This is a genomic window from Acidovorax temperans, assembly GCF_006716905.1.
Taxonomy (GTDB): Bacteria; Pseudomonadota; Gammaproteobacteria; order Burkholderiales; family Burkholderiaceae_C; genus Acidovorax; species Acidovorax temperans.
In genome coordinates this window covers 686,422-701,546 of sequence record NZ_VFPV01000002.1, presented here as the reverse complement: position 1 = coordinate 701,546, position 15,125 = coordinate 686,422, and the positions used below count along the sequence as shown (strand labels likewise).

Here is a 15,125-nt window from a genome sequence, read left to right as displayed (position 1 = left end):
TGGCGCACAGCGCCAGTGGGGGCACACCAAAAGCTGCACCATGTCCGCCACCACCCGCAGGGTGGTGTTGGGCTTTGCCCCATGAGCGCAGCGAACAGCGCTTTTCTTTGGGTTGCACTCATTGGCGCACAGCGCCAGTGGGGGCACACCAAAAGCTGCACCATGTCCGCGGCCACCCGCCGGGTGGTGCTGGGCTTTGCCCCCTGAGCACGATCAGCATCTGGATATCTTGAAAGCCTGAGGCCAGGCCAGCCCCTGTTACCTTTGAGTACCCTGCTGCGTTGAACCTAGCAACGGGCCGGCACCCACGGTGGTGTGCCACGCCCCAGCCAACTTTTTTGTTCTGACCTGCCATGCCAGCCCCCCTGCGCGCCCTGCTCGGCCACCCCCACCTCACCGCCCTGCGGCAACGCCGCTGGTTCAAGCCCGCCACACGGGCGCTGGCCGCACTGCTGGGGGTATGGGCCCTGTCGTGGCTTTCCGTGCCTGCCCTGGTCAAGGGGCCGCTGGAGCGCCTGGCCAGCGAGCAGCTGGGCCGCACCGTCACCGTGGGCTCACTCGACTTCAAGCCCTGGTCGCTGGAACTGACGCTGCGCGACATTGCCGTGGCCGGGGCCAAAGGCATTGAGGGCCCGGCACAGCTGACCATCGGGCGCGTGTATGTGGACGCCGAACTGCAGTCGCTGCTGCGCCTGGCGCCGGTGGTGGATGCCTTCACCGTGGAAAACCCCGTGCTGCGCCTCACCCACCTGGGCCAGGGCCGTTACGACGTGGACGATGTGATTGCCAAGCTGGCGGCTCCCAAGGACGAACCGGCACCGCCCCCATCGACCGAGCCCGCGCGGCTGGCGCTGTACAACCTGCTGCTGCAGGGCGGGCGCGTGGACTTCACCGACAACGCTGTGGGCAAGACGCATTCGGTGCAGGACCTGCTGCTGTCAGTGCCGTTCATCAGCACGCTGTCCGACAAGAAAGAAGTGCGCGTGGAGCCCCGGCTGGCATTCACGCTGGAAGGCAGCCGTTTTGACTCTTCGGCCCAAAGCACGCCGTTTGCGCAAACCCGGCACGCCGACGCCCACATCCGCTGGGATGACCTGGACCTGGCGCCCTACCTGGGCTACCTGCCCGCCAGCCTGCCCATTCAGCTCAAGGCGGCCACGCTGGACGTGGACGTGAAGCTGGCTTTTGAGCAGACACCGCGCTTGGCTGTGAAGCTCTCGGGCCAAGTGCAGACCCGCGATGTGAAGATGACCGACCGCGAAGGCCAGGACCTGCTGGCCTTTGATCGCCTGACGGTGGACATGGCCGATGTGCGCCCGCTGGAGCAGGTGGTGAACCTGGCCCAGGTAGAACTGCTCAAGCCCGTACTGCACGCCCAGCGCGATGCCGCCGGGCGGCTGAACCTGGCACAACTGGCCGGTGGCCCAGCGCCCGCGTCGCCCCCGAAGGAAGCCGCCTCGCAACCTGCCAAGCCATCCACCAAAGCCGCCCCGCCGTGGGCGGTGACCGTGGCGCGCGCCAGCGTGCGCGATGGCACGGTGCACTGGGCTGACCAGACCACCCAGCCCGCAGCAGCCCTGCAGGCACGCGGGCTGGGCCTGGAACTCACCAACCTGGCCCTGCCACTGCAAAAGCCCGTGGCCTTCAAGGGCGACTTCGTGCTGCCCGCCGTGGCCGCCCAGGGCGTCCCGGAGGGCAAGCTGGCGTTTGAAGGCGAAGCCACTACCCAAAACGCCCGGGTGCAAATCACCACCGAAGCGCTGGCGCTGCAACTGGCGGCGCCCTATGTGGCGCAGCACCTGGAGCCCACGGTGGCCGGCCAGCTCACCGGCACCCTGGGCGTGCAGTGGCAAGCCCCACCCGCAGACAAAAACGCCACGGGCCTGACCGTGACAGCCGGTCCACTCGCGCTGGAGCAGCTGGCGTTGCGCCAGAACGGCAAGTCGCTGGTCAGCCTGGGCAAGCTGGAAGTCAAGGGCTTGCAGGTGCCGGTGGACAAGCGCACCGTCTCACTGGAATCCCTGGCGCTGAACACCCCCACCCTTGCCGTGGAGCGCGGCAGCGACGGGCGCTGGATGTTTGAACGCTGGGCCAAGGTCCAGGCACAGACACCAACCCCAGCGAGCGAGACCACGGCAGCAAAAGCGGCCACCGACGCACCTTGGGTGGTGCGCGTGGGCGAGCTGGCCCTGCAAGGCGGGGCTGTGGCCTTTGCCGACAACGCCCAGCCCCGCCCTGTGGCACTAGAGGTATCGGCCCTGGACGTGAGCGCCAAAAGCCTGGCCACCGACAGCAGCAAGCCCGGCGCCTTCACACTGAGTGCCCGCGCAGCAGCGGGTAAGGGCAACGCCAAGAGTGCGGCGGGCAAGATTGACTACCAGGGCACGCTGGCCCTGCAGCCCCTGGCCACCCAGGGCAAGCTGGACGCCACCCGCGTGCCCGTGCACGGTCTGGACGGCTACCTGGCCCAGCAGTTGGCCATTGAGCTGCTGCGTGCCGATGTGGGCTTTCGCGGCCAGGTGGCGTTTGCGCAGTCTGACAAGGGCCCCAGCCTGAAGCTGGCGGGCGACGCGGCCATTGAAGAACTCAAGGCCAACAGCACCGCGGCATCCACCCCCATGACCGAAGCGCAGGTGGGCGAGGAACTGCTGGCATGGAAGAGCCTGAATCTGCGCGGCCTGAACGTGGCCACCGCCCCTGGCACAGCGCCCAAGGTGCAGGTGGGCGAGACCAGCTTGCAGGACTTTTTTGCGCGCATCACCATCAACGAAGCGGGGCGCATCAACCTGCGCGACATCGTCAAAGGCGAGCCGCAAACCCCACCGGTAACGGCAGCTACGGCTGCGGCGTCAGCTCCCGTGCCAAGCGCCTCGGCTGCTTCAGCCACGCAGCCCGTGCACACCGCGGCGCGCGACCCGCTGGCACCCGTGGTGCAGTTTGGCCCCATGAGCCTGGTCAACGGCAAGGTGCTGTTTTCTGACTTTTTCATCAAGCCCAACTACTCGGCCGACCTGACCGAGCTGACAGGCAAGCTGGGGGCGTTCTCGTCCGAAGCGCCGGGTAGTGAGCCCCAGCTGGCCGCACTGGAGCTACTGGGCCGCGCCGAGGGCTCCGCCTCGCTGGAGGTCTCTGGCCAACTCAACCCCCTGGCCCAGCCGCTGGCGCTGGACATTGCAGGCAAGGTGCGCGACCTGGACCTGCCGCCGCTTTCGCCCTATTCGGTGAAGTACGCAGGCCACGGCATTGAACGCGGCAAGCTCAGCGTGGACGTGACCTACAAGGTGCTGCCCAACGGGCAGCTGACGGCCAGCAACCGCATCGTGCTGAACCAGCTGACCTTTGGCGAGCCCGTGGCAGGTGCGCCCAACAGCCTGCCCGTGCGCCTGGCGGCTGCGCTGCTGGCCGACCGGCGCGGCGTGATCGACCTGGATCTGCCCATCAGTGGTTCGCTGAACGACCCGCAGTTCCGCATCGGCCCGGTGATTGGCAAGATCATCCTCAACCTCATCGGCAAGGCGCTCACCTCCCCCTTCAGCCTGCTGGCCAGCGCTTTTGGTGGGGGTGAGGAAATGAGCAGCGTGGCCTTTGCCCCCGGCAGCGCCACCTTGAGCCCCGAAGCGCAGCAAAACCTGGGCAAGGTGGCCAAGGCCCTGGTGGACCGCCCGGCCCTCAAACTGACCGTGACCGGTACCGCCAACCTGGAAGCGGAACGTGAAGGACTGCAACGCGAGCGCCTGCAGCAACTGGTGCGCGCGGAAAAGCGCCGTGCCCAGCCGGACAGCACCGAGCCCGTCACCGCCGACGAGTACCCCGCGCTGCTCAAGGCCGCCTATGGCCGCGCCAGCATCCCCAAGCCGCGCAACCTGGTGGGCATTGCCAAAGACCTGACGGTGCCCGAGATGGAAGCCCTGCTGATGGCCAACCAGCCCGCCACCGAAGCCATGGCTGCCGAGCTGGCCGCCCAGCGCGGCCATGCCATCCAGAGCTATCTGGCCGCGCAAAAGCTGCCCGCCGAGCGCCTCTTCCTGGCCGCCCCCAAAACTGGCAGCCAGGTGCCCAAGGGTGCACCCCAGGCAGAGTTGAGCCTGGCGACGCAATGAGCAACACACCCCCTGAGTCGCCTGCGGCGCCTTCCCCCTCTCTCGCTACGCGGGAGGGGGACGCCCCCAGCGCATGAGCTGGATACGCCGCCTTCGCGGCGGGGCAGCGCGGCCGGCGTAGGCCCTTGGGCGGGGGCACCGGTACTGTGCCGCGCCAGTTTCAAAGGGTGCGCCGGCTCAAAGCACAATGGCGCATTGAGAATCGAAACCATGGCGGGGCCGGAACTAAACCCGTTCCCCCCGCTCCCACACTGCACCATGCCTTCACGCCTGTTCCACCACCTTGCAGTCACTCTCTTTTTTATAGCTTCCAGCGCTTTATGGACGGGCGCCAGCGCCCAATTTAGCTCCAAATCCACCAGCCAAGGCAACAGCACCGTCACCACCCCCCATGTGCAGGCCGAGCTGGTCGCCCACGCGCCGCAGGGCGTGGGCCCGGGCCAGCCGCTGTGGCTGGGCTTGCAAATCACCCACCAGCCCGACTGGCACACCTACTGGAAGAACCCTGGCGACTCCGGCCTGCCCACCGAGCTGACCTGGCAACTGCCCGCCGGGCTGGATGCGGGCGACATCGCCTGGCCCGTGCCACACAAGATCGCCATTGGCACCCTGGCCAACTACGGCTACGAAGGCACCGTGCTGCTGCCCGTGCCAGTCACCGTGGCCCAGACCTTTGCCCCCGGCCCATTGGCCAAGGACGTTACCGTGCAGCTCAAGGCCTCATGGCTGGTGTGCCGCAAGGAATGCATCCCCGAAGAAGGCAACTTCACCCTGCAACTGCCCATCCAGAGCACCACCGCGCTGCACAGCGCTGCCTTTGATGCGGCCCAGAAGGCGCAACCCCAGCCGCTGGCAAAAGCGAGCGCGCAGCAACAAGCCCAGGTCGATGGCGATGCGTTGCAGGTGCGCGTGGCTGGCCTGCCCGCCGCGCTGCGCGGCAAAACGCTGGACCTGTTCCCGGAAACGCCGGAAGTGCTGCACAACGCTGCGCCCGGCACCCAGCAATGGGAGGGCGACGTATGGACCGCCCGCATCCCGCTGGCCGAGCAACGCAGCAACAGCCCCAGCACCCTGCCCGTGGTGCTGGCCGAGCGCGTGCAAGGCAGCACGCCCCGCCCCGGGTACCGGGCCGATCTGACCGTGCAGGGCCCCTGGCCGGCAGTGGCCGCCAAGGCCAGCGTGTCGCCCGCACTGGAAGCAGCGCTCAAGGCGAATGCGGCCCTGGCGGGCAGCGGGCTGCCCCCTACGGCGCCTTCAGGCGCATCCAGCCTCACGCTCACCGCCGCACTGCTGGGCGCCTTGCTGGGAGGGCTCATCCTCAACCTCATGCCCTGCGTGTTCCCGGTGCTGGCCATCAAGGTGGTGGGCTTTACCCGCCACGCACAAGACCGGCGCGCCCACCGCATCAGCGGCCTGGCCTACACCGCAGGGGTGGTGCTTTCTTTCCTCGCGCTGGGTGCGCTCATGCTGGGCCTGCGGGCTGCGGGCGAGGCCGTGGGCTGGGGCTTTCAGTTGCAGTCGCCCGCCGTGGTGGCTGCGCTGGCCGGGCTGTTCACCCTCATCGGGCTGAATCTGGCCGGGGTGTTTGAGTTTGGAAACATGCTGCCGTCGTCAGTGGCCAGCCTGCAGGCGCGCCACCCGGTGGCCGACAGCTTCTTGACCGGCGTGCTCGCTGTGGCCGTGGCATCGCCTTGCACGGCGCCGTTCATGGGCGCCTCCATGGGCCTCACGGCCACGCTGCCTGCCGCGCAGGCGCTGGCGGTGTTTGCCGCCCTGGGCCTGGGCTTGGCGTTGCCCTACCTGGCCGCCAGCCTGTGGCCCGCCGTGGCGCGCGCCCTGCCCCGCCCCGGTGCGTGGATGGACACCTTCCGCCGCTTCCTGGCCTTCCCCATGTTTGCCACCGTGGTGTGGCTGGTGTGGGTGCTGGGGCAGCAAAGCGGCATCGATGGCGCGGCCTCCCTGCTGATCTTGCTGGTGGGCCTGGGCCTGCTGGCCTGGTCGCTGGCCTTGCAAGGCCGCGCACGGCGCTGGCTGGGCAGCGTGGCCACGGTGGCCATGGCCCTGCTGCTGTGGGCCTTTGGCCCCCATGTCACGCGCATGGCAGAGGTGGCGACGGTTCCAGCCAACGCCACGGCCACCGCCGCACAAGGCTGGCAACCTTGGGCCCCAGGCGCTGCAGAGGCCTTGGTGGCCAGCGGACGCCCGGTGTTTGTGGACTTCACCGCCGCGTGGTGCGTGACCTGCCAGTACAACAAGAAAACCACCCTCGCCAACAGCGAGGTGCTGGCCGACCTGCACGCCAAGAACGTCGCCCTGCTGCGTGCCGACTGGACCCGCCGCGACCCCGCCATCACCGCCGCCCTGGCCCAGCTGGGCCGCAATGGGGTGCCGGTGTATGTGTTCTACCGCCCAGGCAAGCCCCCGGTGGTGCTGACCGAAGTGCTGAGCGTGGACGAAGTGCGCAGCACCATCGCGCAGTTGTAGGCTCTTGAACAGGTTCTCAAAGACGCTTAGCAGGCCGTTGAAAAAGTGCTCTTCGAACGCATCAAGGTCGTGGATTTCGAAGAAGCAAGTCGCCCAGACGCGCCCACGAATCAAATTCGAGGGCCATTTCGGCCTGTTTGCAGGCCGTTTTGCCCGTTTCGGGCGCACGTATCCCATGGCTCACGCATGATGCGCGTCCCACCAGCCACCCAGACTGCCCATGCGCACCAGGTTGTAGGTGGCAAAGCACAGCAGCGCCTGGCCCGCGAGCTTGGCCTGACCGATCAGCTTGGTCTTGGCCAGACCACCCACGGTCTTGATCCAGCCAAAGGCCTCCTCGATGCGCTTGCGCACCTTCAGGCTGGTCTTGTAGCTCTCGTGCCGCGTGACTCTGGCGTCGACCGCCGAGTGCTTGTCCTTGGCCGCCACGTGTGGCGTGACCAAAAGCCGGCGGCAGCCCTTGATGAAGGCCTTGCTGTCGTAGCCCTTGTCGGCCCCGACCGTGGCCCGCTTGTTCCTGTTGCCCCGGCGCCCCAGCATGGCCAGCGCCGCTTCGCGCTCGGCGGTGCCACTGGCGTGGGTGATCTCAACATCCACGATCAGCCCGTTGCGGTTTTCCATGAGGATGTGCCCCATGTGGCACAGGCGGGACTTGTCACCCGCGCTCTTCTTGAACAACCGTGCATCAGCGTCCGTGGTGCTTTGGTGGGTGTCGTTGCAGCGCTCCTGTCCTTTGAAGTCCACCTCGGGATTGCGTCCGGGCGGCGTGTCGCTGTCATCGTCTTTGCGCTTGAAGCTCTTGTGCGAGGCCCAGGCTTCGATGAGCGTGCCGTCCACGCTGAAGTGCTCGTCGCTGGCAAGCCGCCCCCACTGGGCGCTGAGCTTGACGCGCTCGAAGAAGGCACGGGCGAGGTCTTCGTTGAACAAGCGTTCGCGGTTGGCGCTGAAGGTGGAGTGGTCCCAGACCTTGTCTTCGATGTTCAGGCCCACGAACCAGCGGTACAGCAGGTTGTAGTTGACCGCCTCGACCAGTTGGCGCTCGCTGCGGATGGAGAACAGGATCTGCAGCAGCAAGGCCTTGAGCAGCATCTCGGGCGGCACCGAGGGGCGCCCGCGGCGGGCATACACCGCTTCGAACTCGCTGTGCATCGTCGCCAGCAGCGCATCGACCACGGCGCGCAACTTGCGCAGCGGGTGTGCCGCTGGCACGCGCTCTTCAAGGCTGATGTAGCTGAACATCGCCCCCTGGAAGTCTTGGTTGCCTCTCATCTTTCTTGTCTGGGTCGTTCTTGGATGGCTTCAGATCGTAGCGGCCCACACGGGCGGCGGCGAAGGATTTTTCAACGGCCTGTTAGGGCGACTGCGGCATCTTTCCTCCACACACCCGCCTGACCGAGGCAACCACCATGCAGACAGACGACCTCCAACCCTACCTGTCCATCCTGCAAAGCGCCAAGACGATTGCCATCGTCGGCCTCTCTCCCAAGCCCGAGCGCGACAGCCACCATGTGGCGCAGTACCTGCAGGCGCAGGGGTACCGCATCGTGCCCATCAACCCTTCGGCCACCGAGGTTCTGGGCGAGCGCAGCTGGCCCTCATTGACCGAGGCCGCAAAGCACCACCGCATTGACCTGGTAGATGTGTTTCGCGACAGCGCTGCCGTGCCACCCATTGCCGACGAAGCGATTGCCATCGGCGCCAGGGCCTTGTGGCTGCAGATTGGTGTGCGTCATGACGAAGCCCTGGCCAAGGCCCAGGCGGCGGGGCTGAAGGTGGTACAAGACCGCTGCACCCTGGTGGAGCACCAGCGCCTGCGCAGTGCTGGGCTGTTGGCAGCAGGCACACCCCAATGAAAATGAGGGCTTGATCACAAGCCCCCGGTCACTTCACCGCCCGCGCGCCCAGCGGCGCTTGCGCTGCAAGGCGGGGGTTAACCACATCAGCTGCACAGCAACGTAGCCCAGCACCGCCATCACGGCTGCCAAGGCGGGCAAGCCCACCAGCAGCGGCGTGCCCAGGGCCTGCACCCAGGTGGCCAGCGCCTGGACTGAAAACTCCCCCGCAGGGGCCACCGAACTCCAAGCAGGCAAGGTCTGCTCACCCGGCATGACCAGTGCCCCCAGGTAGAAGGCCAGCGCATACAGCGGCACGGTGGTGAGGGGGTTGGTATAGAACGTGGCCACGCCCCCGGCCACGATGTTGCCGCGCAGCCAGGCACACACCAGCAAGGTGCCTGGAATCTGCAATGGCCCCGGGATGAGCCCACAGAACATGCCCGCCGCCACGCCCCGCGCCAGGGGCTGGCGCTGGAAGCGAAACAGCGCGCGCCGTTCCAGCCAGGGCTGAAAGCGGGCCAGCGCGCTGCATTCCAGCCGGGTACGCACCTGGGGCTCCAGCCCCCGAAGCCAGCGACGCAAGGTACACAAGGTCTGCATCATGCGCCCGGCCCCTCAACCCATCAGCACCGCTGAGGCGGTGCCAGCGCCCCACACGGTGGTCAGTGCCGCCAGCAGCCCCACGTCACGCAATTCGCTGCCCGCACTGCGGGCCGTCACGGTAGCGATCAGCAGGGCCACCAACATGCACAACATGACTGATTCGAGCAAATCCACGGTGCGCGCCTTTCAGTCTTTGTGGGGCAAAGCAGCAGGCTTGCCGTGGGCGCTTTCGCCCGAGCTGCGCAGCGACAGGATGATGGAGCCTGCGATCAGAGAAGCAGTCACCAGCAGCGCGTAGCCGATCGGGATCTTGTAGAAGTCGATCATCAGCATCTTGGCGCCGATGAACACCAGCACCAGGGCCAGGCCATACGCCAGCAGGTGGAAGCGGTTGGCCAGGTCTGCCAGCAGGAAGTACAGCGCACGCAGACCCAGGATCGCGAAGATGTTGGCCGTGAGCACGATGAACGGATCGCTGGTGATCGCGAAGATGGCAGGAATGCTGTCCACCGCGAAGATCACGTCGGTGGTACCAATCAGCACCAGCACCGCAAACAGCGGGGTGTAGTGCTTGACGCCATCGACCATGGTGCTGAGCTTCTCACCGTCAAAGTGGTTGGTGATGCGAATGCGCTTCTTCAACAGCTTGAGCACCGGATTGGTGGTGATGTCAGGCTCCTGGCCCGCTGCAAACCACATCTTCACGCCCGTGATGACCAGGAAGGCACCGAACACATACAGCAGCCAGTGGAACGTAGCCAGCAGCCATGCCCCCACCAGGATGAGCAGCGTGCGCAGCACGATGGCACCGATGATGCCGATGATGAGGGCGCGCTTCTGGTACTGGGGTGGCACGGCAAAGTAGCTGAACAGCATCAGGAAGACGAAGATGTTGTCCACCGAGAGGCTCTTCTCCACCAGGTAACCGGTGATGAACTGCATCGACACGGTGTTGGCGACGGTGCGCCCCTGCGTGCCATCGAGATACCACCAGAGGATGGCAACAAAGACAAACGCGAGCGAGAACCACAGAATGCTCCAGCGCAGCGCCTCGCCCATGGTCACCTTGTGCGCCCCCTGGCGCTCCATGACCAGCAGGTCGATGGCAATGGCCACCACCACAAACACGGCGAATCCCGCCCACATCCACCACGTTCCTATTGTTTCCATGTTTCTTCTCCAAAGGTGTTTCGGCACATCGCGCAGCCAGCGCGATGGAGCACCGGACTGTAGGGACACTCGGCATTCCTAAAAACCTGTCATCTTGGTACTATTAGTTCGGTTTTTACGAACCAAATGGAACCAGACCCCCTGCTTTGCACGAACCCACGGAGTGTGCCATGAGCCAAAGCTTCAATTACCGCCACCTGTATTACTTCTGGGTGGTGGCCAAAGAGGGCGGAATTGCCCGTGCGGCAGAGCGGCTGGACATGGCGGTACAAACCATCAGCGCCCAGGTGCGCGAACTGGAAAAAGCCCTCGGCGTGAGCCTGCTGCGCAGCGAAGGACGCAACTTGGTGCTGACCGATGCCGGCGTGGCGGCCATGCACGAGGCCGATCAGATCTTCGCGCTGGGCGAGCAATTGCCGCACCGGGTGCGCGAAGCCGCCGCCGGGCCCACGTTGCGGCTGAACCTAGGCATCTCTGACGGCATTGCGAAACTGGCAGTGCACCGGCTGCTGACCACCGTGCTGGACGAGCCCCACCTGCGGCTGCTATGCCATGAGGGCGAGTTCCAGCCCCTGCTGGGTGAGCTGGCCATGCACAAGCTCGACGCCGTGCTGGCAGACCGCCCGGCGCCGCCCAACCCCGCCCTCAAAACCACCAGCCAGTTGCTCAGCACCAGCGCCGTGGCCTGGTATGCGCCCCCCTTGTGGGCAGACGCGGCGCGGCAGGCCTTCCCCAAAAGCCTGGCAGTGGTGCCTGTGCTGCTGCCCACCGACCACGCAGCCATGCGTGCACGGATTGACCACTGGTTTGAACGGGAGCGCATTCGCCCCCGCATTGCAGGCGAGTTCGAGGACAGCGCCTTGCTGAGCACCTTTGCAGCCACAGGCATGGGCGTGATGCCCGCGCCCGTGTTTCTGGGCGAGCACCTGCGGGTGACGCACGGGCTGGAGCATGTGGGCACCACTCCCGAGATCGAGGAGCACTTTCACCTGATCTACAGCGCCCGCAAGGTCATGCACCCGCTGCTGCTGCGGTTGCTTGAAAAGCCGCAGGTGTAAGAACCAGCCGAGAGAATCCGTTCGCGCAGCCCCGCGCGGGGCTGCGCGAACGCCACCCCGTACCTCAGGTTACGCACATTCAGCAAGGGTGATTGCCCGGCTCCTGAAGAAGCAGGAGCGTGGGCCTGTGCATTTCGCAAAAACTCTGTAAGTCATTGATTTACTTACGATGTTTGGAAATGCCTTTTTGCTAGGCAAACCAATGAAAGCGCGTATCCACGCGGGTTTGGAGCGTACGCGGGGGTGATATCAACAAAGTTATCCACAGAAATTCTGGACTTTCCCCAAAATCCCCGATGAATCAACCACTTGCGTCGCTTTATGCATATTTTTTTGAAAAAGACGGCGCAAATCCAGCACCCCCTCCGTCGCTCGACCCTTGACTTATGCACACATTTTTGTATGCAGAGTGTCAGACAAATAGCGTCACTGGCTAGCACACAAAAAGCACCATTTCCGCCTCAGATGATTGATTCATAACGTTTTTTTGAATTGCTGAATTGGTGGGCAATGTGTGCAAAGCCTTGTGGCATGCGGGTTTGGCGCGGGTACCGACAGGCTTTCAACAAAGTTATCCACAGAAACTCTGAATCGCTTTTTCCACTGCAGGGGGTGAAGCCTTGTGCCGTCACGCCAAGCACGCAGGGTTCGTGCAAGCTTGGTCGCACGGCGATATGCTGTCACGCTCGGTGGGCACGCCCTTCACCGTACTATCTGCCGCCGCCGCTGCCCCAGCGGTTTCCTGCCCCACTTTGCTGCCATGTCTTCTTCTACCTCCTTGTGGAGCCCCCTGCGCCAACCTGCTTTCCGGGGGCTTTGGCTGTGCGGGGGGGTGTTCTTTGTGGGCAATGGCATGCAGGCCATGGCAGCGGCCTGGCTGATGGTGGAGCTGACCGGTTCTTCATTCCTGGCAGCGCTGGTGCAGACGGCCGTGTTTCTGCCCATGTTTTTGCTGGCCCTGCCCGCCGGCGTATTGGCCGACACCAACGACCGCCGACGCCTCATCTCCGGGGCGCTGATCGCCCAAACCGCCGCTTTTTCCCTGCTGACGCTGCTGGTGCTGCTGGGTTGGGGCGGCCCCGCCACGGTGCTGCTGCTGGTGTTTGTGGGCGGATGCTGCACGGCCATGCTGACGCCCGCGTGGAATTCCTCAGTGATCGACCCGGTGCCGCGCGATGAGTGGCCGCAGGCCATCACGGCCGTGAGCATTGCCTACAACGCGGCCCGCGCCGTGGGGCCCACGCTGGCCGGGCTGGTGTTTGCGCATTGGGGGGCGGGGTGGGTGTTTGCCATCTCGGTCTTGTCCACCCTGGTGATTTGGGAGTCCATTCGCCGCTGGCCCCCCAAGGCCCATCCACCGTCGCGCCTGCCGGCCGAGCGCTTGTGGGGCGGCATGCTCAGCGGCTTGCGGTTTGCCTGGCATTCCGACCTGATCCTTGCGCAACTGGTGCGGGTGATGGCCTTTGGCGCCGCGGGCTCGGCCCTGTGGGCGCTGCTGCCGGTGATTGCCCAGCGCCAGCTGGGCACGGGCGCACAGGGGTTCGGCCTGCTCATGGGCTGCCTGGGCACCGGGGCCGTGACCGCCGGGCTGGTGCTGGGCAAGGTGCGGGCACGGTTCAGCCTGGACACCATCGTGCTGGTCAGCGGCCTCGTCTTTGCGGCGGCCATGGTGGTGGCGGCACTGACCAAAATCGCTCCCCTGGTGTACCTGGCCATGCTGCTGGGCGGCGCGGCGTGGATGTCTGCGATGTCCACCTTCAACACCGCCACGCAAGCCAGCGCCCCGCCCTGGGTACGTTCGCGTGCGGTGGCGCTGCACATGGTGGCAGCCCTGGGGGCTTTTGCGCTGGGCTCGGCGTTTTGGGGCGCGGCGTCTGACGTGGCCGGGCTGGCGCCCACCCTATGCGCCGCCGCCGCTGCCATGGGCGTGGGCCTGCTGCTGGCGCGCACCATGCCGCTGCGCATGGGCGCGTTGCACGAAGTGACACCCGCCACCCCCTGGGACGAACTGTTCATCGAAGCCGAGCCCTTGCCCGAGGCGGGCCCCGTGGCGGTGGAGATTGGCTACCGCATCACACCCGGCACCGATGCCGCGTTTCTGGAATCCATCAGCCGCCTGAAGGCGCCGCGTCGGCGCGATGGCGCCACCTTCTGGCGGGTCTACAAAGACTTGGGGCAACCCTCGCGGTATGTGGAGCGCTTTATCGTCGAATCGTGGGCCGACTACCTGCACCAGCGCGCCCGCGCCACGGTGGCCGACCAGACGCTGGAGACCGAAGTACGCGCCTTCCTGGCGCCTGGGCAAACCACAACGATGTCGCATTACATTGCCGAGCGGTAGGGCCAAGCCCCTCGGCCTCTCCATCTTCTGCGCTGGCGCAAACGCGGCCATGCGGTGCCAGGCGCGCAGCCTGCGACAATCGGGGCCATGAGCTACGCCCCACTCACCAACGACACCTTCCTGCGCGCCTGCCGCCGCCAGGCTACCGACTACACCCCCCTGTGGCTCATGCGCCAAGCGGGCCGCTACCTGCCTGAATACAAGGCAACGCGCGCCCAGGCTGGCAGCTTCATGGGTCTGGCCACCAACGTGGATTACGCCACCGAGGTGACTTTGCAGCCGCTGGAGCGCTTCCCGCTCGACGCAGCCATCCTGTTCAGCGACATCCTCACCGTGCCTGACGCCATGGGCCTGGGCCTGTCGTTTGCCGAGGGCGAAGGCCCCCGCTTTGCCAAGGTGGTGCGCGACGAGGCCGCCGTGGCCGAGCTGACCGTGCCCGACATGGACAAGCTGCGCTACGTGTTCGACGCCGTGACCAGCATCCGCAAGGCGCTCAACGGCCGCGTGCCGCTCATCGGCTTCTCGGGCAGCCCCTGGACGCTGGCCTGCTACATGGTCGAAGGCAAGGGCAGCGACGACTACCGCCTGGTCAAGAGCCTGATGTACGCCCGCCCCGACCTGATGCACCGCATCCTGGCCGTGAACGCCGACAGCGTGGCCGCATACCTCAACGCGCAGATCGACGCTGGCGCGCAAGCCGTGATGGTGTTTGACAGCTGGGGCGGCGTGCTGGCCGATGGCGCCTTCCAGGAATTCAGCCTGGCCTACACCAAGCGGGTGCTGGCCCAACTCAAGCGCACGGGCGTGGACGGCATGGACGTGCCGCGCATCGTCTTCACCAAGGGCGGCGGCATCTGGCTCGAAGACATGAAGGACATCGACTGCGAAGTGCTGGGCCTGGACTGGACGGCCAACCTGGGCAAGGCCCGCGCCATTGTGGGTGGCACGGCAGGTGGCCCCGGCAAAGCGCTGCAAGGCAACATCGACCCCAACGTGCTGTTCGCTCCGCCAGCGCAAATCGTGCAGCAGGTGCACAAGGTGCTGGATAGCTTTGGCAAGCCACACACCGACCGCACCACCACCGGCCCCACCCACATCTTCAACCTGGGCCACGGCATCAGCCAGTTCACCCCGCCAGAGCACGTTGCAGCCCTGGTGGAGGCGGTGCACAGCTACTCGCGTTCGCAGCGCCAGGCCGGCTGAACCACGCCGGTTGTGCACAGCGGCGGTGCAGGCATCAAAATTTCAAATCTGGCCCTCAGGCCGATTGAAATTCTTTTGCAGCCCCACCGCCGCTGCGCTAAGTGGTTGATTCATACAGCCACCTGCCCTGTGCCGATTTGGTGGGCAAAGTACTCCGGCCCAAGCATTTCAAGGGTTTGGAGCGGGTATACCGACGATATCAACAAAGTTATCCACAGATTTTCTGAATGACAGGAAAAGCATCAGAAAAATCAACAACTTAGCACCACATCTGCAACCAGTGGCGCAAGTTTTACCTTCGCAGCAAATCTGACGGCCATCCACGCCGGGG

At 65.6% G+C, this 15,125-nt stretch carries 10 protein-coding genes; 6 read left to right on the top strand and 4 right to left on the bottom strand.

Annotated features, from left to right (window positions below):
- The first annotated feature begins 353 nt into the window (after positions 1-353).
- Complete coding sequence (locus BDD18_RS11450) at positions 354-4,100, top strand: DUF748 domain-containing protein (protein ID WP_142083305.1); 3,747 nt, start codon at positions 354-356, stop codon at positions 4,098-4,100.
- Between the two features lie 258 nt (positions 4,101-4,358).
- A complete protein-coding gene (locus BDD18_RS11445; RefSeq protein WP_142083304.1) occupies positions 4,359-6,584 on the top strand; it encodes a protein-disulfide reductase DsbD family protein in 2,226 nt (741 codons plus the stop codon).
- A 180-nt stretch (positions 6,585-6,764) separates the two neighbouring features.
- Here the strand turns inward: BDD18_RS11445 and BDD18_RS11440 are convergent, their stop codons facing one another.
- Positions 6,765-7,853, bottom strand: coding sequence for an IS5 family transposase (locus tag BDD18_RS11440; protein WP_125958923.1), 1,089 nt, complete (start codon positions 7,851-7,853; stop codon positions 6,765-6,767).
- A gap of 137 nt (positions 7,854-7,990) precedes the next feature.
- Between BDD18_RS11440 and BDD18_RS11435 the strand changes: the two genes are divergently transcribed.
- Complete coding sequence (locus BDD18_RS11435) at positions 7,991-8,437, top strand: CoA-binding protein (RefSeq protein WP_142083302.1); 447 nt, start codon at positions 7,991-7,993, stop codon at positions 8,435-8,437.
- A gap of 33 nt (positions 8,438-8,470) precedes the next feature.
- Here BDD18_RS11435 and BDD18_RS11430 read toward each other — a convergent pair whose 3' ends face one another.
- Genes BDD18_RS11430 through BDD18_RS11425 form a run of 3 tightly spaced genes read right to left on the bottom strand, consistent with a single transcriptional unit; the run spans position 8,471 to position 10,192 of the window.
- Complete coding sequence (locus tag BDD18_RS11430) at positions 8,471-9,022, bottom strand: DUF2062 domain-containing protein (protein WP_142083300.1); 552 nt, start codon at positions 9,020-9,022, stop codon at positions 8,471-8,473.
- Positions 9,023-9,034: 12 nt separating this feature from the next.
- Entirely contained in the window at positions 9,035-9,175 is a 141-nt protein-coding gene (locus BDD18_RS22100) for a hypothetical protein (protein WP_170207384.1), read from the bottom strand.
- Between the two features lie 33 nt (positions 9,176-9,208).
- Positions 9,209-10,192 (bottom strand): TerC family protein, encoded by a 984-nt coding sequence (locus BDD18_RS11425; protein WP_044397771.1) that lies wholly within the window; start codon positions 10,190-10,192, stop codon positions 9,209-9,211.
- A gap of 170 nt (positions 10,193-10,362) precedes the next feature.
- On the opposite strand from BDD18_RS11425, the gene BDD18_RS11420 reads away from it, so the two are divergent.
- From BDD18_RS11420 to hemE, 3 genes are all read left to right on the top strand, one after another.
- The gene (locus BDD18_RS11420; RefSeq protein WP_044397773.1) at positions 10,363-11,250 is read left to right on the top strand and encodes a LysR family transcriptional regulator; all 888 of its coding nucleotides are present in this window, start codon (positions 10,363-10,365) and stop codon (positions 11,248-11,250) included.
- A 760-nt stretch (positions 11,251-12,010) separates the two neighbouring features.
- Positions 12,011-13,591: an MFS transporter gene (locus tag BDD18_RS11415; protein ID WP_142083299.1), complete on the top strand. Its 1,581-nt coding sequence runs from the start codon at positions 12,011-12,013 to the stop codon at positions 13,589-13,591.
- Positions 13,592-13,678: 87 nt separating this feature from the next.
- Positions 13,679-14,794 (top strand): uroporphyrinogen decarboxylase, encoded by a 1,116-nt coding sequence (hemE, locus tag BDD18_RS11410; RefSeq protein ID WP_142083297.1) that lies wholly within the window; start codon positions 13,679-13,681, stop codon positions 14,792-14,794.
- The last annotated feature ends 331 nt before the right edge of the window (positions 14,795-15,125 follow it).

Excerpts from the sequence above, each read along its gene's own strand:
- BDD18_RS11450 (WP_142083305.1), top strand. The coding sequence starts at position 354 with ATGCCAGCCCCCCTGCGCGCCCTGCTCGGCCACCCCCACCTCACCGCC.
- BDD18_RS11445 (WP_142083304.1), top strand. The coding sequence starts at position 4,359 with ATGCCTTCACGCCTGTTCCACCACCTTGCAGTCACTCTCTTTTTTATA.
- BDD18_RS11440 (WP_125958923.1), bottom strand. The coding sequence starts at position 7,853 with ATGAGAGGCAACCAAGACTTCCAGGGGGCGATGTTCAGCTACATCAGC.
- BDD18_RS11435 (WP_142083302.1), top strand. The coding sequence starts at position 7,991 with ATGCAGACAGACGACCTCCAACCCTACCTGTCCATCCTGCAAAGCGCC.
- BDD18_RS11430 (WP_142083300.1), bottom strand. The coding sequence starts at position 9,022 with ATGATGCAGACCTTGTGTACCTTGCGTCGCTGGCTTCGGGGGCTGGAG.
- BDD18_RS22100 (WP_170207384.1), bottom strand. The coding sequence starts at position 9,175 with ATGTTGTGCATGTTGGTGGCCCTGCTGATCGCTACCGTGACGGCCCGC.
- BDD18_RS11425 (WP_044397771.1), bottom strand. The coding sequence starts at position 10,192 with ATGGAAACAATAGGAACGTGGTGGATGTGGGCGGGATTCGCCGTGTTT.
- BDD18_RS11420 (WP_044397773.1), top strand. The coding sequence starts at position 10,363 with ATGAGCCAAAGCTTCAATTACCGCCACCTGTATTACTTCTGGGTGGTG.
- BDD18_RS11415 (WP_142083299.1), top strand. The coding sequence starts at position 12,011 with ATGTCTTCTTCTACCTCCTTGTGGAGCCCCCTGCGCCAACCTGCTTTC.
- hemE (WP_142083297.1), top strand. The coding sequence starts at position 13,679 with ATGAGCTACGCCCCACTCACCAACGACACCTTCCTGCGCGCCTGCCGC.